Below are 26494 nucleotides of genomic sequence, written 5' to 3' on the forward strand. Positions count from 1 at the left end.
AATCAGGATTCAATGTAGTGTGTGAGTGAGGCGATCGCATGACAAGGGACCCGCGTCTTCCGCAGCGCCGTAGAAGGCCAGATGCTACGCAATCAGACCAGAGCGCCTCTAGCAAGCGGCAGACTCCCGTACAACCCTGGCGAGCTCCTGCTCCGCCCCCCTTGCCACGACCTAGGGTGATCGCTCCGGCCCCCGTTCCTGCTGTGCCGCCTCCGGTAGAACCACCCGTTAGCCGCGTGGTTGTGGGGGAAAAGGGCCCTCGTCGGCCTGCGCCGCCCCCACCGCCGCCTCGCCGGACACCTCCAGTCGCGCCTGTTGCCAAGGAGGTAGCGCTTCCAGCGCCCCTTCGTTCCTCTCGTGCGGTGAGTTGGCTGGCTTCCTGGCAATTTTGGGTGATCGCTTCTACCCTATCCATTTCGGCAGTTGGAGGATTGGCAGCCGCGATTCTGTTCAAAATTCCGGCGTTACCTAACTGTCCGTCTATTTTTTGGCCTACGGCCTCTGCCTCGCTGCGGATGTATTGCGCCCAACTGGCGGCGAATAAGCAGACGGTGGATGATTTACTTGAAGCTATTACCTTAGTGAATAGCCTGCCACCCGACCACCCCATGCGAGCTGAAGTCAATCGCTCCATTGAGGAATGGGCTAGCGATATTCTCGGTCTAGCCGAGGAGCAGTTCCATCGGGGAGATTTGGATGGGGCGATCGCCACAGCCAATCGAATTCCTGCTGGTAACGCAGCTCAGGGGGAGGTAGCCGAGCGTATTCAGAAGTGGCGCACGATTTGGGCGCAAGCGGAAAAGATCTTCAAAGATGCAGAAAATGCTCTGCTGGAGCAAGATCCCCGGTTGGCTTTTGAACTGGCGGTGAAACTGCTGGATGTTGATAACCGCTACTGGCAAACTACCAAGTACGAAGAATTAGGCGATCTGATTACTACGTTCCGTGAGGATGGACAACGGCTGGCCAAGATTCGCCGGATGGCCCGGCGAGGTGGGTTGGAGAACCTCCTGAAAGCGATTGAGATGGCCAAGGAAATCAAGAGCAGCAGTCCTGCGTATCCTATGGCTCAACGGGTAATTGCTGACTTGGGCAAGGATATGCTCGAATTGGCGGAAAACGCTCTAGGACGGCGGGATTTTGATGAAGCTATGCGCATTGTGGGGCAAATTCCCGATATTCCCACCCTCAAACCCGAAATTCAAGATTTCAGCACGCTGGCCCAGGCTCAGGCTCAGTCCTGGGCTGGGGGTGTAGAGGATCTGGAGGCAGCCATTACCCAGGCCCAGCGAATTCGTCGCGATCGCCCCCTCTATGAACGCGCCCAGGCGTTGATTAGCCGCTGGCAAGCGGAAAGCCGAGATGTGGCTCAGCTCAATCAGGCCCGTCAATTGGCGGACTTGGGGACTGTTCCAGATTTGCAGGCGGCGATCGCTGCGGCTCGTCAGGTACCCAGAGGCAATCCGAAAGGCGAGGAAGCACGGGATTTAATTCGTGACTGGACGAGTCGCATCGAAACCACTGAAGATCAGCCCGTTTTGCAGCAGGCCGATGCGCTCGCCGCTGTTGGTGATCTCTCAGGAGCCATTAGTATTGCTCAACAGATTGGTCGGGGGCGAGCGCTCCATGGTCAGGCTCAGGAGCGGATTCAGACCTGGACGGCTCAAGTTCAGCGCAGCCAGGATCAACCTCTTCTCGATCGTGCCCGGCAACTGGCTGCCTCTGGGGATTTATCCCAGGCGGTGGCGGTTGCAAATCAGATCGGACGGGGGCGGGTGCTCTACGACGATGCCCAGCAGGATGTTCGCAACTGGCGCGCTCAACTCAACGCACAAGCTAGCCTCCAGGAAGCCTATCGCTTGGCGGCCAGTGGTACCCCTGATGCGTATCTGTCGGCCATTCGTGCAGCCTCCCAAATTCCTGCTAGTACGTCAACCCGAGCTGAAGCCGATCGGATGATTGGAATCTGGAGCCAGGGAGTCTTGCAAAGCGCTCAGGCTCTTGCAGGTTATAACCTGGAGGGGGCGATCGCCCTGCTGGAACGGTTGCCGTCGGGTACTCCTGTATCGTCTGCCGCGCAGCAGCAACTTGAGACGTGGCGACAAATGCAAGTTCCCCAAGACTCCCTGGATCTGGAACCTGCCCCACCCGATCCCTCTCCCACAGCTAGAACGAATCAGTCATCTAAGGAGTAAACCAGCTCGGGTTTAGAGCGTGTTTTTGAATAGGAAGCAGGCATGGTGTTGGGTGTGGTGTATTTCACTCCTAACACCACGCCTGTTTCCCATGCCAACCTGCAAAGGCTTGCAAAGCTCTGCCTGAAACTGCCCCTGTTGGGCGAAGTATTGAGAGCGGGAGTTCCTGGAGAATGGCGGAGAATTCTGTCTGAGAGCCGCGCAACAACTCATATCTCAATATGAAGCTGAGTTCTAACAGGTCAGGACGCAGAGCGGGCGCAGCTTCATAGGGAATGGATATCAGACGGGTTCTGCACCCATAGGTTGTTCTGATGAAATTTTCTGTTTGCTCCTCTGCTCGTGTGACGGAAGGGGTGTTGGAGCGCGATCGCCTCCCTTTATTCTGTATTTGCGCGGGCATGCTGGTGTTCTTTACCCAGGTAACCGTGCTATTTCCTGTGTTGCCGCTGTATCTGAGTCAGCGTTGGGCTAATGCTCCGGTAGGGCTGGTCGTTGGTGCGATGGCAGCAGGGCTTCTGTTTTTCCGCCCGGGGATCGGTTGGTTACTCGATCACTGGGGCCGTAAAGCAGTTCTCTGGGTAGGTTTGGGCATCATGCTAGGAATTTTGCCTCTCTACCTGTGGTCGTCTGATCCAACCTGGTTAATGGGAGTGCGAGTTGCCCATGGCATTAGTCAGGCGGCTTTTGCGACGGCTTCCCAGACAATGCTGGTGGATCTGGTAGGACGCGATCGCCGCACCGCCATGCTGGGTTACCTGGCCATGTCGAACACGATTGGCTTTTCCCTGGGGCCACTGCTAGGCTCATGGGCATTTGCCCAGATGGGCTTTGTGGGAGTGGTGGGGTTTATGGGCGGCTTGACCCTGCTGGGATTTTTCCTCACCTTACCCCTACCCTGGTTGTGGGCTGTGCGGTCGGCTCAATCGGCTGAGCCGCCCCATCCATTTCCCTGGGACGTGGTGCTCCGTTTCCCGGTGCGGGATGCCACCCTGGTCTTTTTCATCACTTCCTTCCTGCATGGCGGCGTTGTCACCTTTTTGCCGCTTTTTGTGCCCAACTCTGCCCTGTTCTACAGCCTGAATGCTCTAGTGGCCGTGGGGGTGCGGTTTGCATTAGGGCGTTGGGGCGATCGCATCTCTCAACGCTGGATTACCACTCTGGCCATTCTCAGCTCAAGTACGGCTTTAGTGGGGTTGGCGATCGCCCCCCAATTCCTCGCCTCCTGGTCGATTCTCTATGGTTTGGGCTTTGGGGCTATGTTTCCCGTACTTTCGGCTATGGTTTCCCTCTCTGCTCCAGGCGCGGCTCGTGGCCGAGTTTACAGCGTGTTTTTAGCCGGGTTTGACGGTGGCATGACCCTGGGTGGAGCCGGAGTCGAACCCCTCGTACAGGTCATACCTCTCAGCCGCCTGTTTTTGCTATTGGGGTGCACTGGGTGTCTCGTCAGCGGCTACGCTTTCCGCCAATTCGCTAAACCTACATAACCTGAGTTCGGGTTAAGGGCGTTTTCGAGTGCCGGGCAACGCGCGGCACTCGAAAAAGCTCATTTTGGCGTGCACATAGTGCACGCCAAAATGAGCACTTCAGCTTATCCCGAACTGAGGTTACATAACCTGACCCGGGCTTACATTGAGTTCCAAAAAGAATGTGCGCGCTGCTCAGCAACGCGCACATTCTTTTTGAAAGGGAGAAAATTACGAGCGGGCGGCAGGCAACGCTAAAGGACGCTCCACGGGTTTTGGTGGTGTGACATCTCGTACCTCAATCCTGGCAGCCGATTGAGCAGAGGTTTCATCTCGCAACAGAAACTCCCGAATGAAGCGGGCAGCTGCCCGTTGGGCGAGGCCGCTGGCAATCTGTTGGCCCATGCGCTGAGTCTCAGGGCGCAGCAGCAGGTTGGGGATTACGGGTAACACCTGGCGGGGGTCGAAGCCCGGCGTCTCCCGCAGCAGGTTGAGAATGCGGAGCAGTTGCTCAAACTCTTTGCGGCTGGACTGCTTTTCTGGGGTAGTGGGGGCAGTGTTGCCATTGCCATTGTGAGAGCGGTTGAAGCCGAGGCGATCGCGCACCGTTGACCGGATTCGATCTAGAGCTGTTTGCCCGAAGCCATCGACTCCTTTCACAATCTCATCAACCAGATATTCACGAATGAAGTCGCCCCGCTCCGAGAACAGAAAGTTGACTGCCTGATCAATTGCTCCATTCAGGTCATAATCCTGGCTATCCTTAGCGTTCCGCAGCAGATTTTCCAGGCGGTTCCAGCGGAAAGTCCCATCTTTGAACAGGAGGTCCTGAAGGGATGTGCGCAGTTCAAGGGATGGGTCCGTTAGAAGCCGCTTTGCGATATAAGGATAAGCCTTGCTGAGGACTTTGAAATTCGGATCAACGTTGATGGCAATCCCTTCGAGGGTGACCAGCGATCGGATAATCAGCGCATAGTAGGCCGGAACCCGGAACGGATACTCGTACATCAGTTCCGAAAGTTGGTCGGTGATGCTCTTGAAGTTCATCTCCGCGACGCTGGCTCCCAGGGCATTGCTGAAAACACTGCCGAGGGCTGGAATGATGGGAGTCAGGTCAGTGTCCGGGGTGAGGAAATCCAGCTTAACGTAATCCTTTGCCAGACCCTCAAAGTCACGGTTAACCATGTGCACGACGGCTTCAATCAGGCCATAGCGCTGAGGCGGCTTGATTTCGCTCATCATGCCAAAGTCCAGATAGGCCAGTTTGCCATCGGGGGTGGCCAGCAGGTTACCCGGGTGAGGATCTGCATGGAAGAAGCCATGCTCTAGCAATTGTCGGAGGGAGCACTGTACGCCCACTTCAATCAAGTGAGCGGCATCCACACCCATAGATCGCACTGCTTTGGGATCGGTGAGTTTTACCCCTTCAATCCATTCCATTGTCAGTACCCGGCGATTGGTGTACTCCCAATAGATGCGGGGCACATAGATTTCTGGCAGATGGCCGTAGAGTTGGGCAAAGCGCTCAGCGTTGTATCCCTCGTGGGTATAGTCCATCTCCTCGAAGATTCGAGCGCCGAATTCATCCATAATGCCAACCAGGTCACTGCGGATGCGTTTGAAGCGGCGAGCGGCAAAAACGGCCATTGCTCGCAAGATGTAGAGATCGAGGGTAATACGTTGGGCCAGACCAGGACGTTGAACTTTTACCGCAACGTCTTCCCCCGTTTTCAGCTTGCCGCGATACACCTGGCCCAGCGAAGCCGCTGCCAGAGGATCTGGCGACAACTCTGCAAAGATGTATTGGGGACAATCGCCTAATTCTTCTTCGATGAACTGATAGGCGACTTCGTTTGGAAACGGTGGAAGTTGGTCTTGAAGTTTGGTCAATTCTTCCAGGTAGACCGGAGGAACCAGGTCAGGCCGTGTGGAGAGCGCTTGTCCCACTTTGATGAAGGCTGGCCCCAAACGGGTCAGCATTTCCCGTAAACGACGCGCGCGTTTCTGTTCGTTGCGTTTTAACTGCCCCGTCGTGCGATCGCCCCACAACTGAAGGGCAAACAGCAGAAATGGCCCAAAGATCCCTACAACTCGGCCCCATACCTGGAGGGGGTGGGAGCGATACCGGGCGGCGATCGCCACCGGGTCGTAGCGCAGCGCAGCGTCACGAGTGGTGTGGGCAAATTTCAGGTGAGCCTCAACCGCATCACTCTCCTTGACGATGTCCATCAAGCTCGAACTGTTAGAGGTTAGGGTCATGTCTGCACGTTTCCTAAAAGGATTGATCAGTCGTCTCCGGGGGAGCACCAGCGATTGCAACGCTGAAGGGGTAAGCCCTATAGCCACAACCTTATGTAAAGCATTGTAACAGGACTCTCAGGAGTCACCCGCGAATAACCAACGGCACGCGCAGGTTTCCTTCCCACAATTCCTTCAGCATGGCACTTCGTCCTGCGTTTGGGATTCCTCAACATGCCGATTTTGAGTCTCAATACCCGTAACTTTTAGGCGAAATTTCCGAAATACTTATGGCTTATAGCGCTACTTTTATAGATCCCTCTCTCCTCTCCTGAGGTATGAGAGAAGGATGTGAAACTTGATTCCATCTTCTTCTTTTGTACCTCCCCAGATTGGCAGCTGTATTGGTTTGAAACGGCTGATTTTTTGTGGCCTCTGAGCCCGGAAACAGTCTTTTTATACCGGCTCTAAAATCCCAACATTGATGGACGGGATTCGTGACTCCCTGCTCTAGAATCAAGGGGTCTTATTCTACCTACTCCAAAAAATACTATGGTGTCTCCTCAAATTGCGCCCTATGGTTCCTGGAAATCGCCCATTACCTCTGACCTGATTGTGGCCGGCTCGGTGCGTCTGGGGGACGTGTGCCTGGATGGTCAAGATATTTATTGGAGTGAAGGCCGACCCACAGAAGGGGGGCGGAGTGTCGTCGTGCAGTTGGCAGCAGATGGCTCTCGCACAGACCTGACTCCTGCGCCATTAAATGTGCGGACACGGGTGCATGAGTATGGTGGCGGGTCGTATCTGGTGGCTGATGGCGTCGTTTACTTCTCGAACTTTGCTGATCAGCGGATCTATCGGCAAGCTGTTGGTGGTGAGCCACAACCTATTACCCCCCAAGAATCCTATCGCTATGCCGATGCTGTGGTAGATGTCACGCGCGATCGCCTGATCTGCGTGCGCGAAAATCATACCGAAGGCGGCCACGAGCCCAGCAATGAAATTGTAGCGATCGCTATTCACCCTGGCGATGCCGAAGACAACCCCGGCACCGTGCTGGTATCTGGCAGCGACTTCTACGCCTACCCGCGCATCAGCCCCGACGGTAGCCGCCTCTGCTGGATTGCCTGGGACCACCCCAATATGCCGTGGGATGGCACGGAGTTATGGGAAGCAGAACTGCTGCCTGATGGCACCCTGGGGACAGCCATTATGGTGGCAGGAAGTGTTTCGGAGTCAATCTTTCAGCCCAGTTGGTCGCCGGATGGGGTGCTGCATTTTGTGAGCGATCGCACGGGCTGGTGGAACCTGTATCGCTGGAACCGCACTGGAGTGATTGAGCCCCTCTGTCCCAAAGCCGCGGAGTTTGGTCTACCCCTGTGGGTGTTTGGCATGTCCACCTATGGCTTCGAGTCGGTCGAGTCGCTGATTTGCACCTACAGCGAGAATGGCCTCTCCCATCTGGCCCGCCTGAATCTCAAAACCCTCGAACTTGAGGAAATCCCAACCCCCTATGCCAGTGTGGGCGGTGTGCAGGTGGGGAATGGGTTTGTGGTGTTTGGCGGAGGCACCCCAACCCAACCGGGGGCGATCGCCCGTCTCAATCTCGCCACCGGGGAATGCGAAGCGTTGCGCCGCTCCAGCGACCTGACCGTTGACCCGGCCTACATCTCTGTGCCCGAACCCATTGAGTTTCCCACCGAGAATGGCCTCACCGCCTATGGCTTCTTCTATCCCCCCCAGAATGCCGACTTTGCGGCTCCCGAGGGCGAGTTGCCGCCGCTTCTGGTAAAGAGCCATGGTGGCCCTACAGCGGCGACGTCTGCCACCTTTAACCCCGGTATTCAGTATTGGACCAGTCGTGGCATTGCCGTGCTGGATGTGAACTATGGCGGCAGCACCGGTTACGGGCGGGAGTACCGCGATCGCCTCAAGGGCAACTGGGGCATTGTGGATGTGGATGATTGCGTCAATGGGGCACGTTACCTGGCTAAACATAAACGGGTGGATGGCGATCGCCTCTGTATTGATGGTGGTAGTGCCGGGGGCTACACTACCCTCGCAGCTCTGGCCTTCCGGGACGTGTTCAAAGCGGGAGCCAGCTACTACGGAGTCAGTGACCTGGAAGCTCTGGCCCGGGATACCCACAAATTTGAGTCGCGCTATCTGGATGGCTTGATTGGTCCTTACCCTGAGGCGAAGGAGGTGTATGAGGCGCGATCGCCGATTCACCATATTGATAAGCTCTCCTGCCCGGTGATCTTCTTCCAGGGCGATGAGGACAAGATCGTTCCGCCTAATCAGGCAGAAATGATGGTGAACGCGCTGAAGGAAAAGGGCTTGCCGGTTGCCTATGTGCTTTACGAAGGGGAGCAACATGGGTTCCGTAAGTCTGAAAATATCAAGCGTACCCTGGATGGGGAGCTGTATTTCTACGCCCAGGTGTTTGGGTTTGCGTTAGCCGATGAAATGGAAAAAGTGGCGATCGCCAACCTCTAGGGTTAAGTGGTGCGGTGAATGTACCGCACCATATAGCGATCGCCCTATTCGCAGGGGTGGGGCTGTGAGCCTGTGAGCTAACGCTGATAATCCAGTGTGCGCGATTGCCAAAGCATTTCCAGACGACTGGCAGGCAGGGTGATGTAGAGAACATCGTCCAGGGTAAGCGTCGTCTTCAACAGCTCCCAACCGTGAATAGTGCCGTGGGTTGTTTCCAAATAGAGAGGGACACAATCCGTCTCAGTGGCAATATCCTGCACCTGGCGTCCTAAAAACGGGTGGGTAGCCGTCATGCATGTGGCCAAAGAGATCCACAGACTATGCCCTGCGACTCCATTCCCCAGCACCTTGCCCCCCAGAGCAGCGGCGGCAAAGGAAGGGGCAGATAAATCGGCAGGACTCAACACAGCCTCAAAGTCAAAAACCTGCTGGGCCAGGGATGCAAACTGAGGGTCGCGGTTACGAACGGTAACGCTCAGTTCAGGAGCAAGCCCTTTAGCGGTCAGGGCAATTTCCAGGTTTACGATGTCCTGGCTGGTCAACGCGAGTAGCGCTCGGGCCTGCTGGATGTTGGCCTCCTGCAATGTAGAGGCGAGGCTGGCATCCCCTACGAGGACGGGAACCCGGAGCGATCGCGCCGTTCCCAAGAAGCGATTATTTGGGTCTGGTTCGATCACCACCACATCACAACCACTGTCCTTCAGATGCCGCACCGTCTGCATGCCTACATTACCCAGCCCGCAGACTATGCAATGTCCGCGTCGGGGAATGGGGATGACATGCCAGAGGTTCTGTAGCCGCGCCCCCAGCACCAGGTCGTTCAATAGGGCATAGCAGATGCCGACCACGGCAGTACCAATCAGCATGAGCATGACCGTAAAGACTTTGATATTTGGGGGAGCTTGCTCGGCCACCTCTTCGTTGCCTCCGGCTCCCGTAATCATGCCGACGGCGAAGTAGAGGGCATCTACAAAACTGGTATGAAGTGTGGCTCCGGTATAGATAACCGTGGCGATCCAGATGGTAACGGCCAGAGCCAGAAGGACCACCAGGGTAGGGCGAATATGAGGGTGAAATTGCTGGATATAGCTGAGCACATTCAGCATCTGATCCTGCCATGGACGGCGGCTACGATCGAGCTGAGGTTTGCTGGCAAGGATGAGGCGATCGCCCCACTGCAAGGTCTGCCCCTCCATCACCGCAGTCACCAGATCCTGGCAGTTATCCGCCGGGAGATAGTAAATTAGCATCCGGTTCCGATCCTCCCAGAGGGAACTGAGGGGCCGCCCCAGCCAGGGATGCTCATCGTGGATCACTTCTTCCCGGATGGGCCAGGTTTGCCCAAACAGCTGCAACTGCCCGATTGCCCGGTTTCCCAGAGCCGAGAACGCAAACACCGGCGCAGATAGGGCCGCCACGCTCATGCTGACGTGGTCGGGCAGAATGTGGTCGAGGCGATCGCCCAAACTGGCATTGAATAACCGATTGATGATGCGAATTTTAGGATTGAGCACCCGCGCCTGAGCCAGAATGCCCAAATTTAGGGTGTCGTCGCTGGTGGCGGCTACGAGGGTGTGGGCTTCGCGCACTCCGGCTGCGATGAGGGTGGAGGGCGATCGTAAATCCCCCACAATTACGTCGCGCTCCTCCTGGGCCAGCGGCTCCGGATGCACTCCCACCACCCGTGCCCCCTGTTGCCGCAGTAGGGAAAATACTTTATACCCGGCACCGCCAAGACCACAGACAATGATGCGGGGTTTCATACCGTGTCCAATACTAACGCCTGTTCACTAAAGTCAGGAGTCCGTGACGGGGCGATTGCGTGCAGCGCCCGAACTCCAGAACAGTATTGTTTGGGCAGTGCCTTCGGCAATCTGTAGCCCTGGGCACGACGTAATAAAACTTCTTTGAACGCTCAATTCTCTGGGCTACACCAAAACATACTTTTGTCGCTGCAATTGAAGGCCGATTAACTTGCCTCGCCAACGCGAATCAGGCAACCGTCTGGGTCAATCACGCCAAATTCTTTCATGCCCCAGGGGCGGTCGCTTAACGGGAAGACTCGCGTTGGTGGCTTGGCAGCTTCAATCTGGGCCCACAAGGCTTCGATGCCCGTGACCGCGATGTAGATACAGGATTGATTCTGAGCGGGAACAAGAATGCTGGGGTCTTCTGGGCGGGATAGGTGCAGAGGATGGCCCTGCAGTTCGACAATACCGTAGGAGGTGTCGGGCATGAGGAACCGCTGGGTGAAGCCAAGGTAATCGCAGTAGAAGGCGATCGCCCGTTCCACATCAGCTACGGAAAGAATAGGGCTGAGGGCTGTAATTTGGAATGGGCGATCGGATGCTATCATTGCTTCCCTCACGGGTCAGTACCTTTCCCTGAAAATAGTTCCCCTGTTCTTCTGCGTCAAGCAGGGTTTGGGAAGGACGGCCATTCTCCAGAATGGGCTTGAAACCTTGTGAATGGCGAGTGGATGGAGTTGTGGTGAGATAGTTTGACTTCTGTGGCAAGCATTGTCCGAATTAGTTCTAAATCGCCAGAAATAATTGCCAGCAAAGCAATAGAGCTCGCATGGGGGGTGATACACCTCATCGTTGCAGATAGAATGAACGGATGACTCATGCACTTGGCTTCTCGTCTCATGGCCGAACCGTCGTCTTACTCTGCTCAGGCCGCTGCCCAAGAACCCTTTATGGCCACGATACGGGAATTAGTGCGGACTTATCAGGCATTTTCCGGCTATTCAGAAGGGTTTGTGCGGCGGTTTGACCTGACCCCGGCTCAGTTTGATGTGATTGCAACCCTAGGCAACACGTCGGGGATGAGTATGGGGGAGATTGGCGAAAAAACCCTGATTACGAAAGGGACGCTAACTGGCGTGATCGATCGCCTGGAACGGAAGGGCTTGATTGTGCGGGAGGTGTCATCGAGCGATCGCCGCAGCACCATCGTCAAGCTTACCTCCCAGGGAGACGTTCTCTTTCAAGCAGCGTTTCCCGCCCATATCGCAGACATGAAGCAGCACCTGGCCCCCATTGGCGTATCCGAGTTAGACGATCTACGAGTCTTGTTGAACCGTTTGGGAGACGCCTTTAGAAGCTAGTAGGCCATGGCCTAAGTTCGTCACCTATTTTTTGTGTGGGGTGCTTCGCACCCCACACAAAAAATAGGTGATACATTTACGCCTCAGCGCACTAGTACGCGGTAGCTCAAATCCGCCCATGTTAGGTATGTGGTATGCCCTCGAGTTTGGGTGCAAAATATGAGGCGGCTTATTCCAACATGCTCGCCATTTTTCCATCAATTCTGATTTTGAAATCAGGCCCGACAACCGCGCGTCTTTAGCGCGCGGTTGTCGGGCATCAAAGTCAAGAGTTCACGCCCGTAGGGCGTGAACTCTTGACTTTGATGCCGATCCTGAGAATTGCTGCCATTTTTCTCAAGCCCTTGATTTTGCGTACGCAACGCGTGAGAAAAATGGCGAAGGCATTGCTATTTGAGCTCGACCCCTTGAATTAGATTTTGCATCTCGGCTTCGTTCTTCTGAAAGTTGGCCGGAGCTGTCCAGGTGAGAATTTGAGTGAAGTACTCGGGCGTTTCCACAATGGTATGTAAGTAGACCACACCAATGCTGTTGAGAGAACCGCGAATTTCGTATTGAAGGGCCGGATAGCTACCCACTTTTGTGATGCGATCGCTTGGCCCCTTCTGCTCCACCTGGGTGAGCTGCTCCGTGAGGAGTTGGCGCGATCGCTCTGAAAATTGCTCTTTTGTCAGGGCACCCAGCTCCGCTTTAGGCTGTGCCCGCACAATCAAGTAGATTTGCTGTGCTGAGTTTTCTGCCTGAATTTGAGCTTGAGGATTCAGATTCGAAGCAGGCTCCCAACCCTTGGGCAGTACCACCTGGCTAGATTTGTCAGGAGCTTCCAACAAATTAGCCGGTTGCGTTGGGGGTAATTCTGTCGTCACGGGTAACGACACATCCCCAGATGTCGGTTGAGTCGGTTGTTCTGGGCCAGAGGCAAATTCGGCTATGACCCAGCCAGCCCCTAAGGCCCCAGCGATCGCCACGGGCATTAACCACGGTGTCCACCACTGTCGCCAGGAAGGGCGACTTTCAGGGGTAGACGGAGTGTTGTCGGGAGGTGGGGAATCCAGCGTCATAGGAATGGAAGGCGAGTTGAAACGGTTTCCTCTAGAAGGTCAGCTCCAAAGAGGCTCCAAGCGTTCAATTCTACAGGGTTAATTTTCAATTGGCCTGAAGCCTGTGCCGCATCAGCAATTCTCATTTTGAAATCAGGCCCGAAAACCGCGCGCTAAAGGCGCGCGGTTTTCGGGCATCAAAGCCAAGAGTTCACGCCCTACGGGCGTGAACTCTTGGCTTTGATGCCCATACTGAGAATTTCTGGTGCCGCATCTCGTCGGACAGGGTTGAACTGCCATACCCTCTAGGTGGCGGAATTCAGACATCATTGGCTAACTGACACTGGGTGCACAGGCCGAAGAATTCCAGCATGTGATAGTAAATCTTGAAGTGATAGGAGTCGTGCAGCTTCTCCTCCAAATCATGGACTGGGCATTCACTGATAGGAATAGAGCTGCCGCACTGTACGCAGGTGAGGTGGTGGCGATCTTCCTTCAGCGTACTGTAAAGAGATTCTCCGGTGGCGAGGGTTCGTACCTGCAAGGAGCCGTCTCGCTTCAACAGTTCCAGAGCCCGATAAACTGTTGCCAGCCCAATGCTGTGGCCCTGTTGCCGTAGCTCCATATAAATGTCCTGGGCAGATACCGATCTGTCCAGTGACTTGAGGAGGTCGAGGATAAGTTTTTGGCTACGGGTGCGGCGATCGCTCATGGGGTCCATTCACGAGGTCGTCAGTGGGGGCAGGTCTCAATTGATGCATGGTTGATTCTAGAACGCCCCTACTCGACCGAACAAAAATAGCATTGGGTGGCCTGCCTCCATCATATAGCAAGCCCTTAGCTGCTTAGGGCAGGTGTATTCTGGCCCAGCAATTCTCATTTTGGAATCAGGCCCGAAAACCGCGCGCCCTTGGCACGCGGTTTTCGGGCATCAAAGCTGAGAGTTCGCGCCCGTAGGGCGCCAACTCTCAGCTTTGATGCCTCATACTGAGAATTGTTGATTCCGGCCCGGGTGGCTAACAGGATCAACACCTGTCCGAACCACCCTTCGCAGGCGATAGGACTAACGCAAGCTTGCTAAATGCACCGCATGGATATTAGATATGCCGGGTAAAACTCGGCATATCTAATATCCATGCGATAGCCTGGTATGTAGCAGTAGGTATGTTTCAATCGCTGAAAGGGTTGTTTCTTCGTGTGCTTCGCGCATAAAAAACAACTTATAAAACAGACCCTAGTAGAATGGGATCCGTTGCAGCGAGTTTTTGGAATTGTGAGTCAGACCTATCAGGCGAAAATTTATGTCACCCTGCGTCCCTCCGTGTTAGACCCGGCGGGAACGGCGGTGCAGTCCGGGTTGCAGCACATGGGCTACGACAATGTCGAGCAAGTGCGCATTGGTAAGTACGTTGAGGTGAAGCTGACGGCAGCGGATGAAGCAGCTGCCAAAACCCAACTTGATCAAATTTGCGATCAGTTGTTGGCCAATCCCGTGATCGAAAATTACCGCTTTGAACTAAGTGCAGGGTAAGCAATGAAATTTGGCGTTGTGGTATTTCCGGGGTCGAATTGCGATCGCGACGTAGCTATGGTCACCCGCGATGTGTTGGGGCAACCCACTCGCATGATCTGGCACGAAGAGCGCGACCTAGGAGATCTGGATGTGATTATCCTGCCCGGAGGCTTTAGTTACGGCGATTATTTGCGGTGTGGGGCGATCGCCCGCTTCTCCCCCGCCCTCCAGGCTACGGTAGAGCATGCCCAGCGAGGCGGCCTGGTGCTGGGGATTTGTAATGGTTTCCAGGTATTGACTGAGGCGGGGTTGCTGCCGGGTGCCCTGGTGCGTAATCGGGATTTGCACTTTATTTGCGATCGCCCCTCCCTCCGTATTGAGCGTACTGATCTGCCCTGGACGCAGTCCTATCAACCTAAACAGGTGGTTACGATCCCCATTGCTCATGGGGAAGGCTGCTACTATGCCGACACTGATACTCTGGCGGAACTGGAAGATAATGGTCAGGTTGTTTTCCGTTACAGCACGCCCACGGGTGACACAACCCCGGATGTGAACCCCAACGGCTCCGTTAACAACATTGCGGGCATTTGCAACCGTCAGGGCAATGTGTTGGGCCTTATGCCTCACCCCGAACGTGCTTCCGATGCGATGCTGGGCAACACCGATGGGTTGGCCCTGTTTGAAGGATTGTTGAACGCCGCAAAGGTTTTGGTTTCATAGCTTGAGCCGATTTCAATCAAAAAGAGCAGGAGTTACACTCCTGCTCTTTTTGATTGAAATGGCAGCGTGATTTATCGCGACAAACGCCCAAGAACAATTGACCGTTTTGCTGCTTCCTTTTCCTGGAGCTGCGGAGCCGGGAGGGCTGGGGATGGAGATGATGGACTGGCAGCGGGAACGGGAGTTGGCGCAGAAGCCTCAGGAGCCGTAGACGCAGCAGAGGTTGTAGCCTGGGCTGTGAGAAGAGCTTGCTCAGCAGGGGCAAGGGTCTGGGCGATCACGGCCTGGTGTTGTAGCTCTTCTGCTGAGGACACTAGATTGCCTAAGCCTTGAATGAGTTCGCGAAGGCTGTCCCGCACTTCAGGGTCGCCGGTTAGCTCGTCGAGGTCGGCGGTAATTTTCTGCACATTCTGGAAGGTGGCGCGGGCTGAGTCCAGGGTTTCCTGGAGGAGCAGCATATTCTCACCCGTAGCCAGGGCACCCGTCAGATTACGCAGGCTGGCAGAGGCTTCAGCGGCATTGGCCGAGGCCTGGGCAGCATTAGCCGAAAGTATCTGGAGGTTTTGTACGACTCCGGTATCATCTTCCACCAGGGGGGTCAGGCGATTGACGATGTACCCAATATCGACGGTCGTGCGATTGAGGTTATCCAGGCTGCCCACAATGGCCGTTCGATTGGAGACAAGCAGACGGTTCAACTCTGCAGCCGAAGTACCGGCCTGGTCAGCCGCTAAACCAATGCGGTTCGTGGTATCGCCTACCGTCCGTAGCAGAGGGCCGACTTCCTGCTGAACGGAGGAGGCAATAACTGTGACCTGATCCGCTAGTTGAGCCACCTCTGCCGCCGCATTGGAGCTATTGCGGGTTAAATCTTTGAGGTTGGTAAAGAGTTCTTCATCCGCAAACAGATCGGCCAGTTTAATGGTGGCGGCAATCAATTCATTGAAGGTGGCGCCTACCTGGCCCTCAATGCGATCGCCATTACAGATAATGCTGCTTCCCGGACAGTCGCGAGCCAGGGGATTGGTGGCAACCTCCACAGGGGCGGTGGGTGGAGGCAGGATATCGATGGTGGCCTCACCAATTAATCCCGTCTGATTCGTCAAAATAATCGAGTCGTCAGGAATTTGTAGAGTGGCTGGACGAATTTCTACCTCCACAACGGCCGCCTGGGAGTCGGCCCCTACGGCACGAACTCGGCCGACGACGACACCGCGATAACGCACGGCAGATCCAACCTGCATGCCGCCAGCGTCCCGAAATTCGACGCTAAAGACATAGCTACGAGCGCCCAAACGTAAGCCCCGTAGCCAGACGACCAGCAACCCAAAGACTGCCAGTCCTACCAGTACCAATAATCCAACTGACCCTTCCCGAAGTGTGCGCGATCGCATCCCTTATCCTCTTAGCATTGCAGGCACCGTCCGCCCCCATTAAACCAGCTTGTTCTACCGATCGCCTCACCCGATTCCGCAAATATCTCAGGATAGATGCGCGACTGACGAATTTATGGTGCAGGATGATGGCCCTACACTCAGCTTATTTTAGGGGGGCAAATCAAAACCAAATGTTTTTCTATAACTGCCCATTAATGGGCTACTTGAATCGGCCCTTCCACTAGACCACTGAAAAACTGCCGCACCATGGGGTGATCTGTCGTATCAATGTCGTCAACAGTTCCCTCCCAATGCACCCTTCCTCTGTATAAGAAGATGATGCGATCGGCCGTGCGACGAATCGTGCTGTCCTGATGGGTCACCATGACATAGGTGCTGCAACCCCCGGCGTTGCATTGTAGATTACGAATCAGGTCTTCGATCACAGTGGAGGCAATGGGATCGAGACCTGCCGTGGGTTCGTCATAGAGCAAAACTTCCGGGTGACTGGCCGGGTCATTGGGATCTTCCATAATGGCGCGGGCAAAACTGACCCGCTTCCGCATCCCACCGGAGAGCTGGGCGGGGAAGCGATCGCCAATCCCTGGCAACCCCACCATCTCCAGCTTTTGGTCTACCATCTTCCGAATCTCTTCAGCGGATAGACGGGAGTGTTGAAACAGAGAAAACCCTACATTTTCATACACATTTAGTGAATCAAAGAGAGCGGCCTGTTGAAACACCATACCGATGCCAACAGGGTCTTTTGCATCTTCAACCAGACCCTCACGTTTTTGGCCCTGAACGTAGATCTCCCCGTCGTCTGGGGCGAGCAACCCTGCAATAATGCGCAAAATGGTCGATTTTCCAGTACCAGAAGGGCCAATGATGGCCAGCGCTTCTCCCCGGCCAATGGTGAGATCGACGCCATCTAACACTACGCTCTCGCCAAAAGATTTGCGAATTCCTTTGAGCCGGATCAGGGGCTCAGTGTCGGTCGTTGCCTTTCCCCTGGGTTCTGTATGAGCGGTTGTGTCTGGATTGAGCCCCATGTGTCCTCTTCATCAGCCCTTTAAGCGTTGTCTATAAACAGCCATTCTGGCTTCAAAGTAACGGTCAAGTGTTAACTTTGGAGACAGTTTTAGGACAGGTTCTCCCGCTGTCCTCCTAAGTGGCCTGGTATCCTTTGCAACAGGTGCATAGATTTGAGAAACCCTGCATCAGGGCTAGCTACCACTCTAATGTGTCTTTCAGGATTCGGGTTATCCAGTTCCTATTGTCCCCTTGCTCTTTACCCTTTCGCCCTGCGGCTTCACCATGTCGAACGGATTTCTCAAACAGGCTTTTCGGACACGCCGACCGAAACCCATGCGAAGTTCCCCTAACCGCCGCTTTAACTGGTTTAAGTGGTTATCGCCAGGGCTGTCCTTAAAGCGCTGGCTGTTCATTAGTGCGGCAGGTGCACTGATGTTTGGTTTGGGAATGGCCATATGGGCGAGACAGGCTCCTATTTTTCGTTTGGGCCAGTTCATCAGCGATACCCTGAGCCTGGTCACCCAGCTAATTCCTAACTATGTCAGTGGGCCGCTGGTGGCGATTATTGGCCTATTGCTCGTGCTATGGGGCTATACCCGGAGCCTCAGCACTCTGACAGATGTGCTGATGCCCGAAGGGGACGAGGAACTGATCGATCGCCTGATGAACCATCGACGGTTGAACCGGGGGCCACGGATTGTGACCCTTGGGGGAGGCACCGGGCTCTCCACCTTGCTGCGGGGATTAAAGCCTTTTAGTGCAAACATTACAGCCATTGTCACTGTGGCTGATGATGGCGGCTCCTCCGGTCGTTTACGTCGAGAAATTGGAGTGCTGCCCCCAGGCGATATTCGCAATTGCCTGGCGGCCCTGGCCGATGAAGAAAAGCTGCTGACGGAGTTATTTCAATATCGCTTTAAGGCCGGCAACGGGCTGAGTGGCCACAGCTTTGGCAACCTGTTCTTGACCGTCATGACAGAGTTGACCGGGGATTTAGAGCAGGCGATCGCTGCCATCTCGAAAGTTTTGGCTGTCCGTGGTCAGGTGCTGCCTTCCACCCTGAGCGACATGCGCCTTTGGGCGGAACTGACCGATGGTCGCCGCATTGAGGGGGAATCGAACATCACCGAGGCTATGGGCCAGATTGCCCGCATTGGTTGTACTCCCGCGGCTCCCCCTGCATTGCCTCGGGTGATTGCTGCGATTGAGAGGGCCGACCTGATCATCATTGGCCCTGGCAGTTTGTATACGAGTATCATTCCGAATTTGCTGGTGCCGGAAATTGTAGCGGCGATTGCCCGCGCTGAAGTGCCCTGCGTCTATGTCTGCAATATCATGACCCAACCCGGAGAAACCCAGGGGTATACGGTCTCTGACCATATTCGTGCCCTGGATACCGTAGCGGGGTGCAAGCTGTTTGACGTGGTGTTAGTGCAACGACACATGCCCTCGGCTACCTCGTTGATTAAATATGCTCAGGAAGCTTCTCACCCGGTGTATTTTGATCGGGAAGAGGTAATGCGTTTGGGCCGGCGGGCAATTCTTGCCAATGTGATGCACGACGACGATGCCAAGGGGGCGGTGCGACATGATAGTGAACGGCTGGCGCGGGTGTTGCTGCGTTGGTATAGCCGTATTCAGGGACTCTAAGGCCAATTTATTTTTCGTGCCCCAGGGACACAAGAAATAAGCAGGACTTACGCATTTGTGTTGTGGGTAGGGTACGAAGCACCTTACCCACAACACAAATGCGTAAGTCCTGATAAATCCTTAAAGCCAAGAGTTCACGCCCTACGGGCGTGAACTCTTGGCTTTGATGCCCGAAAACCGCGCGCCAAAGGGGCGCGGTTTTCGGGCCTGATTTCAAAATGAGAATTGCTGAAAAAATCCTGAGCGCTGCCTATTTGACCAGAGTGTTGTTACCATGGTTGGTTGGCTTTGCTATTTCACCGTGCCGTTGGAAGGGTTATGTCTCAAGAACTGTTGCGATCGCTCGTCTGGATGGATTTTCGCTTGGCGGTGCTGTTTACCGTAATTCTGCCGCTGGTGCTATTGATATGGGCAACAGTCAAGCACATGGATGCGATGCAGCGTTTGCTAATCATTTACTGGCGAGTTTCCAGCTTGCTGGCGATTACATTGTACTTATTGATTGGCAACATTCCCATTGCGTTTCTGACGAGCTTCCTGGCACGGCTTCTGATTCCTATCAGCCTCTGGTTTTGGAATGACATCAACGAGGAAATTGCAGATCAGCCGCCTTCGCCTCTCAACCTGACGTTTACCTCCTGGCGTTGGGCCACGACGATTTATTGTGGTTTGGGAACTCTGGCGCTCATTCCGTTTTTACAGTGTGGGTTTTCCACCACGGCTTACCAGTCACCATTCTGCCAGGTATGGCGGGAGGCTCCACTGGTTTTCAAAGATACGTTTCACAATGGCTATACGCCTGGTTTCCTGGCGTTCTTTGCTATCCTGGGGTTGATCATTTACACGCTATATCTGGCCTATTTTGTGGTCGTGCGGTTGGGCCGCCAGGGGCGATCGGCTATGGCTGACCAATAATCAAGCCAATCATCCTAGGACTCACGCATTTGTGTTCTGCCTCGCGCAATACAAATGCGTAAGTCCTAAATCAAAAAGGACGGGTGCAAAGCACCCGTCCTTTTTGATTTGTTTAGGAGTGGCGACCAACCAGGCGATCGCGCAATTGCTTAATGCGATCGCGCAATTTAGCCGCTTCCTCAAACTCCAGATTTTTCGCCGCCTGCTTCATCTCACCTTCCAGACGGCTGATGAGATTGGGAATGTCCTCCAGGGATAGCTCATCAGATTGTTCGAGGATTTCCTCCAACTGATGGGCGTTGACCCGGCGGGAAACCTCCAGGAATTGCAGAATGGCGTTGCTCTTGGGCTTTTTGATGATGGGTTGGGGCGTGATGCCGTGTTCCTCGTTGTAAGCTTGCTGGATCGCGCGGCGGCGCTCCGTTTCGAAGATGGCCCGCTCCATGCTCTTAGTCAGAGTGTCGGCATAGAGAACAGCCTGGCCATTGATATGTCGTGCAGCCCGCCCGATGGTCTGGATGAGCGATCGCTCCGCCCGTAAGTACCCTTCCTTGTCGGCATCCAGGATGGCCACCAGGGAAACCTCCGGCAAGTCTAATCCTTCCCGTAGCAGGTTGACCCCAATCAGCGCATCAAACTCACCATTTCGCAGGTCTTGCAGAATCTCGATTCGCTCAATGGAGTTAATTTCAGAGTGCAAGTAGCGAACTCGAATGGCCCGTTCCTGCAAATACTCTGTCAGGTCTTCGGCCATGCGTTTGGTCAGGGTAGTGACCAGAGTCCGTTCCTGGCGCTGCACGCGCTCCTGAATTTCACCCAGCAGATCATCGATCTGCCCCTCTGTAGGCCGCACAAAAATCTCGGGGTCGAGTACTCCAGTAGGCCGGATGACTTGTTCCACCACATTGCCCGTACCGGTTTTGTAGACCCGATGGCCTGCTTCGGTTTCTTCAAACTCCCCGCCACAGGTTTCCAGTTCCCATTCTCCAGGCGTTGCGGAGACGAAGACACACTGGCTGACCTTCTCCCAGAATTCCTCGGATTTCAGGGGACGGTTGTCAGCCGCACTGGGCAGGCGGAAACCGTGGTCAATCAGCGTCATTTTGCGGGCGCGATCGCCGTTATACATCCCCCGCAATTGCGGGATAGTGACGTGGGACTCGTCAATTACCAACAACCAATCCTTCGGAAAGTAATCGATCAAACACTCGGGCGGCGTCCCAGCAACCCGTCCAGCCAGATGGCGTGCATAGTTTTCAACGCCATTGCAGTAGCCGATCTCCCGGATCATTTCCAGGTCGTAGCGGGTGCGCTGCTCCAGGCGCTGGGCTTCCAGCAGTTTATTCTCGCTTTCGAGTTCTGCGAGGCGTTCTTTCAACTCCGCTTCGATGGCGATGAGCGCGGATTCCAATCGCTCCTCGGGGGTGACAAAGTGCTTGGCCGGATAGATGTTCACCGCATCCATACTTTGCAGCGTTGCCCCTGTGATAGGGTCGATGTAGCGGATGGCGTCGATCTCATCGCCAAAGAACTCCACTCGAATAATGCGGTCCTCGTAAGCCGGACCAATTTCCAGGACATCCCCCTTGACCCGGAAGCGCCCACGCCCTGACTCCAAGTCGTTGCGCTCGTATTGAATGGAAGCCAGATCCCTCAGCACCTGCCGCTGGTTCATCTCTTCGCCCACCCGTAGGGGAATCGACGCCTTCAGGTATTCTGACGGAATCCCCAAACCGTAGATGCAACTGATGGAGGCCACCACAATCACATCTTTTCGTTCAAAGAGCGATCGCGTAGCCGAGTGCCGCAACATATCGATCTCTTCATTAATCGATGCGGTCTTTGCAATATAGGTATCGGTTACCGGAATATAAGCTTCCGGCTGGTAATAGTCGTAATAACTGATGAAATACTCAACGGCATTATCGGGGAAGAACTCGCGTAGCTCGTTACACAATTGTGCGGCCAAGGTTTTGTTGTGGGCCAGCACCAGGGTCGGCTTCCCGATCTGCTCAATCACCCTGGCCATGGTGTGTGTCTTACCTGTGCCCGTTGCCCCCAGTAGGGTTTGGTAGCAGTTGCCGCTTTTCAGGCTTTGAACAAGTTGCGCGATCGCCTTCGGTTGGTCTCCAGTCGGGGCAAAAGGTGCCTGAATATTGAAGTCCATAAATTGTGAAGCGTTAGAGATAGGGGAAACGCAGACTGTCTATCTATAATGACGGATCTTACGAGAATTGGGGAATGGCGGTTTTCCAGTCTTTAGAGCGGTTTTAGGCCGCTGTATGTCCGACAGAATTCTTGAATTGAACGGTTACTCAAAGGGGTGCTTTTTGTCCGGGAAGGATCAAAAAAACAGCCTCTAGCGGGCTGACGTCAGCAATTCTCATTTTGAAATCAGGCCCGAGAACCGCGCGCCTTTGGCGCGCGGTTCTCGGGCATCAAAGCCAAGAGTTCACGCCCTACGGGCGTGAACTCTTGGCTTTGATGCCCATACTGAGAATTGCTGGGCTGACGTAAGTCCTGAAGGAATTATTTTAGACAAGTGGTATTCTAATCACGGTTACCCTGGAGCAGGGCTCCAATCCCCAACACGCCACTCTTTGCATCAGGAAGAATCCTATGACTAAGTCTCCTAGCCTGTTTGCACTTAGCGAAACCTTTCGGCGTGATTTCCTCATGGGCCTGGGTGTCTGGCTCGGACTGGAGTTTTTCACATTTGCCCTTTTCCCGGGAGCGGGTATCATTCAGCCCGGCACTCGGTATCAGGGATGGTTTCTTCTGAGCATTATTTTTGGGGTGATGGGGGCATTTCTACTGGCACTGTCGCCGATGTGGATAGCGCGCGATCGCCAACGCCCCAATAAAACAATACGTAACCTACTCGTTTTGGGATGGCGGCTCGTAGCCTGGTTTGGTTTGGCTGGTCTGGCTTTTCCACTCCTCGTACTGAGCTACGAACTATTCGCCCGCCTGTTCGATCAGCTGATTCAAGGGTAAGTCTACTCAGAGTTTTACAGAGATCGTCAATAATCGATCCATTCAGTTCTTGCGCTTGCGGTAGATAAGTACGCAAGAGGTTTAAATGACAGATTCAACATTCAATTTTTTTCAACACTGGTACCCCATTTCACCGATTGAAGACTTCGACCCTGACTGTCCAACATCGGTCGTTTTGCTGGGGCGCAGGCTGGTTGTATGGAAACCCCACTTCTCAAAAAACTACTGTGTTTTTCTCGACCAGTGCCCGCATCGTTTAGCGCCCCTGAGTGAAGGACGCGTGGATGAGAAGACGGGGCAGCTCATGTGTAGCTATCATGGCTGGCTCTTCGATGCTGAAGGCGTTTGCACCCATATTCCTCAGGCAGACGACCCTGATTTGATTGCGAAGAACCGCGAACATTATTGTGCAACGACTCTGCCTACGCAGGAGGCTAATGGTTTGCTATGGGTTTGGCCCGATGCCGAATCGGCGGCGATCGCCCCCTCCCACCCTTTGCCCCTTTCGCCCCAGGTGGATGCCGATCGCGGCTTTGTCTGGTCATCCATGGTGCGTGACCTGGAATATGACTGGCAAACGTTAGTTGAAAACGTTTCTGATCCCTCCCATGTCCCATTCGCCCATCATGGCGTACAGGGCAACCGGGATAAGGCCAGTCCAGTCCCTATCAAGATTGTCAAATCCGCCCAGGATTGCATAGAAGCAAAAACCGAGGGTCGTTTTGAAACTCACATCACCTTCACACCGCCCTGCCATCTGGAATATGCCATTAACCTGGGTGGCGATCGCCAGGTTGGATTAGTTACTTACTGCATCCCCGTTTCTCCGGGCAAGTCCAGAATTGTAGCCCAGTTTCCCCGTAACTTCGCCAAGCGCCTACACGATTGGGTGCCCCGCTGGTGGAACCATGTCTCTGTGCGCAACTTGGTGCTGGATGGGGATATGGTTTTGCTGCACTATCAAGAACGAGATTTGCAACAACGATCTCACACGGAAAGCTGGAAAACGGCTTACAAGCTGCCCACCAGTGCCGATCGAATGGTGATTGAATTTCGTCGGTGGCTCGATCAATATGGTCAGGGGCAATTGCCCTGGGAAGGAGCAGATGTGGCGATTTCGTTAGAAACTCGCGATCGCCAACATCTCCTTGATCGCTACCATCAACACACGATGATTTGCGGAAGTTGTCGTCAGGCCTTGAAAAACGTGCATCGTTTACAGGCAGGATTACTGGCTTATTTCTTTATTGTCTTGTCAGTAGCGGCTGTGATGCCTGATGAATTGCGCCTGAGAATTAGTGTGCCTTTAGTTTTAACGGCTCTCTTTGGATTGGGCGTTTATGCAGCTCTAAAGTACTGGCTGGAACCCAAATTCCACTATGTAGACTATGTCCACGCTAAACGCTGAAGCCTTGTTTTGAACCCATAGTCGATTCCAGAACACTTGCCGCAACAGCGATCGCACACCCCGGTGCCGTCACCGCCCTCAAAATACGCCGTCCTAAAGAAATGAGCTGGAATTGGTGAGCGATCGCCAACTCCTCTTCACCTGCTGTAAACCCACCCTCTGGCCCAGTGGCCAGCACAATCGAAGTGGGCTTGGGACTGTCGGCAAGTTGTTGAGTCAATGCGTTCAATAACAAGGGAGAATTTCCCCGGGCCGCACAGAGATAGCGAGCGTCTTGCTCAGGATTGCCCAGGGACAGGGCTTCGGCCCAAGCAAGAGGTTTGTCAATAGCCGGGATGATTTGCCGCTCGGATTGTTCGGCGGCTTCGCAGGCAATGCGTCGCCAGCGGTCTAGCTTCTGGGGGCTAGGTTGGAGAAGAGTGCGATCGCTCACCACCGGCACAATGGTATGCACACCCAACTCAGTGCATTGCCGAACAATATCATCCATCCCGCTGCCTTTGGGCATCGCCACGAGCAGGGTTATGGGAATCGGTAACTCATTCGCAACGGGTAAGGATTCTAGAAGGGTTGCGCGATCGCTCACTGTCTCCAGTTGAGCTACCCACCAGTGGCCAAGGCCATCCATGGCAACAAAGCGATCGCCTACCTGTAATCGCAGAACCCGTTGCAGGTAGTGGATCTGCTTGTCGTTCAGGTGAAGTTCAGTCGAGTGGATTTGAGAGGGAGCGATCGCCACCCGTTGCAAGCGGCTCCAATCCTGAGGATTAGCCCCTGCGTTGTTACCTTTAGCCACTCAACAGCGCTTCCACAAACTCATAGCTGGAGAAGGGGCGCAAGTCCTCAATGCCTTCCCCGGCTCCGATGAAGCGAATAGGTAAGCCCAGTTGCTTCACAACTGCCAGGGCTACGCCACCCTTGGCTGTGCCATCTAGCTTGGTCAGAATGACGCCGCTTAGATTGGCTGCTTCTGAAAAGACTTCTGCCTGCCGCAAACCGTTCTGGCCAAGGGTCGCATCCAGTACCAACAGGGATTCCACATGGGCACCGGGGGCTTTCTTGTCGATGATGCGGCGTACCTTGGATAGTTCATCCATCAGGTTTTTCTTGTTTTGCAGCCGGCCTGCGGTGTCAATTAGCAACAGCTCGACATCGCGAGATTGGGCGGCACTGATGGCATCAAACACCACCGCTGCCGGGTCGGTGTTCTTGCCGGGGTTAGCAATGACTTCCACGTTGCTGCGCTGGCCCCAAATCTTCACCTGTTCTACAGCCGCAGCTCGGAAGGTGTCGGCTGCCCCAATCAGGGTTTTGTAGCCGGACTTCTGCGCAATGTGGGCAATTTTGCCAATGGTAGTGGTTTTGCCCGCACCATTTACCCCGGTCATCAGCCAGATGTTGAGAGTTTCTTTCTCGGGAGCGAAGGTGGGGTTGGCCGGTTTGCCACCGGGATTGTCGAGCATATCCCGCAGGATTTGTTTGAGGTAGGCGATCGCATCCTCCGGAGGCAGCGCATCCTCACGCAAACGCGCCTGCAATGCTTCAATGATGTAGTCGGTGGCTTCAACGCCCACATCGGCCTGCAATAGCAGCGCCTCGATCTCCATCACCGCATCTTGATTCAGCGGCCCCTGACCCACAATAGCCCGTAGCTGGTTGAGCAAGTTACGACGGGTCTTGTCCAACCCCTGACGCAGGCGCTTCAGCCAGGTAATTTCTTCCAGGTCTACTTCATCGGCGCGGCGTCCCTGGGCTGCTAGCACCCGTGCCGACCACAAGAAGTTCTCGTCGAGTTCGGCTTCGGCAACGTCGGTAGTGGCTTGAGCCGCGACGGGTTCAGCAATGGGTTCCTCAATGGCTTCAGCTTTCAGACGCTCCAGGCGTTCCTGACGCTCGGCCTCAGCTCTAGCCCACAGGGGAAGGACAGGTTCTACAGGAACAGGAGCCGGTTCTGGAGCTATTGCCTCTACGGGAGTTGCTTCAACCGCAGCTACAGGCTCGACCACCGGAGTAACTTCAGCAGTACTGGGTGCCTCTACTGGCTCGGTTTCAGAAGCGACATCAGTAGCCACCTCTGCCGCGACTGGCTCAGCAGCCGGAGCTTCTGCTTCTGTGGACGTCGTAGCTTCGGGGGCTACTTCCTCCTGTTGCCGTTTCTGGATATTCTTGTAAGCCGCTTTGGCCCACTTCAAATAGTCTTCCGGCGATACTTCCGCTGGGGCATCGGTCTGGGGAGCCTCGGATGGCTGAGAGGCTGCCTCCTCAGGGGCGGGAGTGGAGTCGGTAAATTGCCGATTAAACCAATTAAACGACGACATAGCACCTCAATA

General features: G+C 54.7%; 20 protein-coding genes. 10 read left to right on the forward strand and 10 right to left on the reverse strand.

The window, feature by feature from the left end; genetic code table 11:
• Positions 1–38: 38 nt before the first annotated feature.
• Together NDI52_RS20345 and NDI52_RS20350 are read left to right on the forward strand one after the other, a co-directional pair.
• On the forward strand, positions 39–2195 hold the full coding sequence (locus NDI52_RS20345; RefSeq protein ID WP_190770196.1) for a chromosome segregation ATPase: 2157 nt from the start codon (positions 39–41) through the stop codon (positions 2193–2195).
• A gap of 314 nt (positions 2196–2509) precedes the next feature.
• Positions 2510–3682 carry an MFS transporter gene (locus tag NDI52_RS20350; RefSeq protein WP_190770195.1) on the forward strand — a complete coding sequence of 391 codons (1173 nt, stop codon included), beginning with the start codon at positions 2510–2512 and terminating at the stop codon, positions 3680–3682.
• 210 nt (positions 3683–3892) lie between these two features.
• Here the strand turns inward: NDI52_RS20350 and NDI52_RS20355 are convergent, their stop codons facing one another.
• A complete protein-coding gene (locus tag NDI52_RS20355; protein WP_190770194.1) occupies positions 3893–5920 on the reverse strand; it encodes an AarF/ABC1/UbiB kinase family protein in 2028 nt (675 codons plus the stop codon).
• A 531-nt stretch (positions 5921–6451) separates the two neighbouring features.
• On the opposite strand from NDI52_RS20355, the gene NDI52_RS20360 reads away from it, so the two are divergent.
• On the forward strand, positions 6452–8398 hold the full coding sequence (locus NDI52_RS20360) for a S9 family peptidase (protein WP_190770193.1): 1947 nt from the start codon (positions 6452–6454) through the stop codon (positions 8396–8398).
• A 77-nt stretch (positions 8399–8475) separates the two neighbouring features.
• Here the strand turns inward: NDI52_RS20360 and NDI52_RS20365 are convergent, their stop codons facing one another.
• Both NDI52_RS20365 and NDI52_RS20370 read right to left on the reverse strand, forming a co-directional pair.
• Positions 8476–10161, reverse strand: coding sequence for an NAD-binding protein (locus NDI52_RS20365; RefSeq protein WP_190770192.1), 1686 nt, complete (start codon positions 10159–10161; stop codon positions 8476–8478).
• Between the two features lie 206 nt (positions 10162–10367).
• Positions 10368–10766: a VOC family protein gene (locus tag NDI52_RS20370; protein WP_348256510.1), complete on the reverse strand. Its 399-nt coding sequence runs from the start codon at positions 10764–10766 to the stop codon at positions 10368–10370.
• Positions 10767–11024: 258 nt separating this feature from the next.
• Between NDI52_RS20370 and NDI52_RS20375 the strand changes: the two genes are divergently transcribed.
• Positions 11025–11507, forward strand: coding sequence for a MarR family transcriptional regulator (locus NDI52_RS20375; protein ID WP_242035801.1), 483 nt, complete (start codon positions 11025–11027; stop codon positions 11505–11507).
• Positions 11508–11896: 389 nt separating this feature from the next.
• On the opposite strand, the gene NDI52_RS20380 is transcribed toward NDI52_RS20375, so the two are convergent.
• A complete protein-coding gene (locus NDI52_RS20380) occupies positions 11897–12568 on the reverse strand; it encodes a hypothetical protein (protein WP_190770190.1) in 672 nt (223 codons plus the stop codon).
• A gap of 298 nt (positions 12569–12866) precedes the next feature.
• On the reverse strand, positions 12867–13259 hold the full coding sequence (locus tag NDI52_RS20385; RefSeq protein ID WP_190770189.1) for a transcriptional repressor: 393 nt from the start codon (positions 13257–13259) through the stop codon (positions 12867–12869).
• A 561-nt stretch (positions 13260–13820) separates the two neighbouring features.
• On the opposite strand from NDI52_RS20385, the gene purS reads away from it, so the two are divergent.
• Positions 13821–14078, forward strand: a complete 258-nt coding sequence (purS, locus tag NDI52_RS20390) for a phosphoribosylformylglycinamidine synthase subunit PurS (RefSeq protein ID WP_190770188.1) — start codon at positions 13821–13823, stop codon at positions 14076–14078.
• Between the two features lie 3 nt (positions 14079–14081).
• On the forward strand, positions 14082–14783 hold the full coding sequence (gene purQ, locus NDI52_RS20395; RefSeq protein ID WP_190770187.1) for a phosphoribosylformylglycinamidine synthase subunit PurQ: 702 nt from the start codon (positions 14082–14084) through the stop codon (positions 14781–14783).
• 71 nt (positions 14784–14854) lie between these two features.
• Here the strand turns inward: purQ and NDI52_RS20400 are convergent, their stop codons facing one another.
• Together NDI52_RS20400 and NDI52_RS20405 are read right to left on the reverse strand one after the other, a co-directional pair.
• Entirely contained in the window at positions 14855–16177 is a 1323-nt protein-coding gene (locus NDI52_RS20400) for an MlaD family protein (protein WP_190770186.1), read from the reverse strand.
• A 194-nt stretch (positions 16178–16371) separates the two neighbouring features.
• Positions 16372–17211 carry an ABC transporter ATP-binding protein gene (locus tag NDI52_RS20405; protein ID WP_190770185.1) on the reverse strand — a complete coding sequence of 280 codons (840 nt, stop codon included), beginning with the start codon at positions 17209–17211 and terminating at the stop codon, positions 16372–16374.
• Between the two features lie 265 nt (positions 17212–17476).
• Between NDI52_RS20405 and NDI52_RS20410 the strand changes: the two genes are divergently transcribed.
• Together NDI52_RS20410 and NDI52_RS20415 are read left to right on the forward strand one after the other, a co-directional pair.
• Entirely contained in the window at positions 17477–18844 is a 1368-nt protein-coding gene (locus tag NDI52_RS20410) for a gluconeogenesis factor YvcK family protein (protein WP_199307835.1), read from the forward strand.
• A gap of 318 nt (positions 18845–19162) precedes the next feature.
• A complete protein-coding gene (locus NDI52_RS20415) occupies positions 19163–19759 on the forward strand; it encodes a DUF3177 family protein (protein ID WP_190770184.1) in 597 nt (198 codons plus the stop codon).
• Positions 19760–19871: 112 nt separating this feature from the next.
• Here NDI52_RS20415 and uvrB read toward each other — a convergent pair whose 3' ends face one another.
• Positions 19872–21926 carry an excinuclease ABC subunit UvrB gene (uvrB, locus tag NDI52_RS20420; RefSeq protein WP_190770183.1) on the reverse strand — a complete coding sequence of 685 codons (2055 nt, stop codon included), beginning with the start codon at positions 21924–21926 and terminating at the stop codon, positions 19872–19874.
• A gap of 452 nt (positions 21927–22378) precedes the next feature.
• Here uvrB and NDI52_RS20425 point away from each other — a divergent pair, with 452 nt between their 5' ends.
• Both NDI52_RS20425 and NDI52_RS20430 read left to right on the forward strand, forming a co-directional pair.
• Positions 22379–22756: a hypothetical protein gene (locus NDI52_RS20425; RefSeq protein ID WP_190770182.1), complete on the forward strand. Its 378-nt coding sequence runs from the start codon at positions 22379–22381 to the stop codon at positions 22754–22756.
• Positions 22757–22841: 85 nt separating this feature from the next.
• Positions 22842–24164, forward strand: coding sequence for a Rieske 2Fe-2S domain-containing protein (locus NDI52_RS20430; RefSeq protein WP_190770181.1), 1323 nt, complete (start codon positions 22842–22844; stop codon positions 24162–24164).
• On the opposite strand, the gene NDI52_RS20435 is transcribed toward NDI52_RS20430, so the two are convergent.
• Together NDI52_RS20435 and ftsY are read right to left on the reverse strand one after the other, a co-directional pair.
• Entirely contained in the window at positions 24154–24960 is an 807-nt protein-coding gene (locus tag NDI52_RS20435) for a 16S rRNA (uracil(1498)-N(3))-methyltransferase (protein ID WP_347280040.1), read from the reverse strand. The two genes, NDI52_RS20430 and NDI52_RS20435, sit on opposite strands and share 11 nt — an antisense overlap.
• Positions 24953–26482, reverse strand: coding sequence for a signal recognition particle-docking protein FtsY (gene ftsY / locus NDI52_RS20440; protein ID WP_190770180.1), 1530 nt, complete (start codon positions 26480–26482; stop codon positions 24953–24955). The genes NDI52_RS20435 and ftsY overlap by 8 nt, the downstream gene beginning before the upstream one ends.
• Between the last annotated feature and the right edge of the window lie 12 nt (positions 26483–26494).

Source organism: Leptolyngbya sp. PL-A3, assembly GCF_039962325.1.
Classification (GTDB): Bacteria; Cyanobacteriota; Cyanobacteriia; order Elainellales; family Elainellaceae; genus Vacuolonema.